The following is a 2,421-nucleotide window of genomic DNA, read 5'->3' as shown; positions in this document are numbered from 1 at the left end:
ATGCGATCCGGCGTGCCCGGAATCGATAGGAAAAGCCCCTCGATCGAAAAATCGCCCGCCGGTTCTATTTGATAATGAGAATGATTATCAAATACGGGGGCGTGAATGCGGTACGAGGTGCTGGAACCTGGGAGATCAAGGACGAAGGGCGCGCGCGTCGCCCGTTTGGGGCGAGGGCGCTGGCGTCCGTCGCTGTATCTGGGCTTGCTGATTGCCGCGCATCCGGCGGCGGCGTTCGCCGAGACGGCGCCGTCGCCGGCGTCGGCAGCCGGCGCGGAAGTCCGGAAGGCCGAAACGACCGCCGTGAAGCCCGCTGCGGGCGAGCTGAAGGCGATTTCGGTGACCGCGTCGCGCGGCGTGGCCGACGATCCGTCGGTGGCGACGGTCGGCAAGATGCCGCTGGCGCTGCGGGAGATTCCGCAGTCGGTCAGCGTGACGACGCGCGAGCGGATCGACCAGCAGAACCTGTTCTCGCTCGATGAAGTGATGCAGCAGTCGGCCGGCGTGACCGTGCAGCCCTACGTGCTGCTCACCACCGCGTACTTCGTGCGCGGCTTCAAGGTCGATTCGTTCGAATTCGACGGCGTGCCGGTGGTGATCGGCGATATGGCGAGCGCGCCGCAGGACATCTCCGTGTACGAGCGCGTGGAAATCCTGCGCGGCGCGAACGGCCTGCTGCACGGCTCGGGCAACCCGGCCGCGACGGTCAACCTCGTGCGCAAGCGGCCGCAGTACCAGTTCTCGGCAAACGCCAGCGTGAGCGTCGGCAGCTGGGACCGCTATCGCGCGGAAGCCGACATCGGCGGCCCGCTCAATGCGGCCGGCACCGTGCGCAGCCGGCTCGTCGCCGCGTACGAGGATCGCCATTTCTTCTACGACCATGCGAAGCAGGACACGCGGTCGATCTACGGGATCACGGAAGTCGACGTGACCCGCGACACGCTGCTCACGTTCGGCGCGCAATACCAGACGACGCGCTCGATACCCGACATGTCCGGCGTGCCGTTGGCGCGCGACGGCTCGAGCCTCGGCCTGTCGCGCTCGACGTTCCTCGACACCGCGTGGGGCCACTTCGACTGGGACACGACACGCGCGTTCGCGTCGGTCGAGCAGAAGCTCGGCGCCGGCTGGAAGGCGAAGGTCAGCGGCGAATACCAGAGCGTGCGCTCGGACCTGAAGTACGCGGGCTCGTACGGCGCGATCAACCCGGCGACCGGCGCGGGCGGTGCGCTGACGGGTGGCGCGTACCAATTCAGCAGCTACAGCCGCAGCCTCGATGCGAACGTGCAGGGCCCGGTGCATGCGTTCGGGCTCACGCACGATTTGCTGTTCGGCGTGACCTACGCGAACAGCAGCAGCGGGCAGATGTCGGCGCAGTTGCTGGGCAACGTGGTCGGCACGCCGGTGAACGTGTACCGCTGGAACCCGAGCAGCGTGCTCGAGCCGGACGTCGGCCCGTACCAGCAGTCGCAGCAGAACGACATTTCGCAGAAGGGCGTGTACGGGCTCGGCCGCATCAAGCTCGCGGAACCCGTCACGCTCGTGCTCGGTGGCCGCATGAGCTGGTGGAACCAGGACAGCCTCGGTGCGCACTTCAACACCGGCCATCAGTTCACGCCGTACGGCGGGCTGATCTGGGATTTCGCGCGCGACTGGTCGTGGTACGCGAGCTATGCGGAAGTGTTCCAGCCGCAGACCAAGTCGATGTGGGGCGGCGGCATCCTGACGCCGGTGAAGGGGCGCACCTACGAGACGGGCGTGAAGGGCGAACTGGCGGGCGGCAAGCTGAACGTGTCGCTCGCGGCGTTCCGCATCGATCTCGACAACAACCCGCAGGTCGATCTCGCGCATCCGTGCGCGGGGCCGAACTGCTACTACGTGAACGGCGGCAGCGTGCGCAGCCAGGGCTTCGAATTCGAGGCGAACGGCCGCATCACGCCGTGGTGGAGCGTGTGGGCGAGCTACACGTACGACACGATGAGCTACGCGGACAACCTCGCGAACGCGGGCTCGTCGTTCGCGCCGTTGCTGAACCCGCGCCACCTGTTCCGGCTGTGGACCAACTACGACCTGCCCTGGCAGGAGCGACGCTGGAGCGTTGGCGGCGGCGTGCAGGTGCAGAGCAATTACTCGGCGCAGGCGGGCAGCGTCACGATGAGCCAGGGCGGCTACGCGCTCGCGAGCCTGCGGCTCGGCTACCGCTACGACAAGCACTGGAGCGCGGCGGTCAACGTCAACAACCTGTTCGACCGCAAGTACTACCTGAGCCTGAGCAACCCGGGCTGGAACAACCGTTACGGGGAACCGCGCAACGTGATGCTGACCGTGCGCGGGCAGTTCTGATGGCGGGCGGCTGGGGGACGCGCGCGGCGCTTGCGATCGGCGGCGTGCTGCCGGGCGCGGTCGCGCTGGCGGTCACGC

Annotated in this window: 1 protein-coding gene; it reads left to right on the top strand. The window is 67.5% G+C overall.

Translation table 11 applies throughout. The features are described from left to right. The first annotated feature begins 105 nt into the window (after positions 1–105). The gene (locus tag G3N93_RS38320; RefSeq protein WP_206135365.1) at positions 106–2,343 is read left to right on the top strand and encodes a TonB-dependent siderophore receptor; all 2,238 of its coding nucleotides are present in this window, start codon (positions 106–108) and stop codon (positions 2,341–2,343) included. Positions 2,344–2,421: the final 78 nt, after the last annotated feature.

The sequence above is a fragment of the Burkholderia sp. Se-20378 genome (assembly GCF_017104665.1).
GTDB classification, from domain to species: domain Bacteria; phylum Pseudomonadota; class Gammaproteobacteria; order Burkholderiales; family Burkholderiaceae; genus Burkholderia; species Burkholderia lata.
The sequence above is the reverse complement of the archived record's forward strand: the minus strand, read 5'-3'. Positions and strand labels throughout refer to the sequence as shown.

Bases quoted from the DNA above. Each gene is read 5' to 3' on its own strand.
- G3N93_RS38320 (WP_206135365.1), top strand. From the start codon at position 106: ATGCGGTACGAGGTGCTGGAACCTGGGAGATCAAGGACGAAGGGCGCG.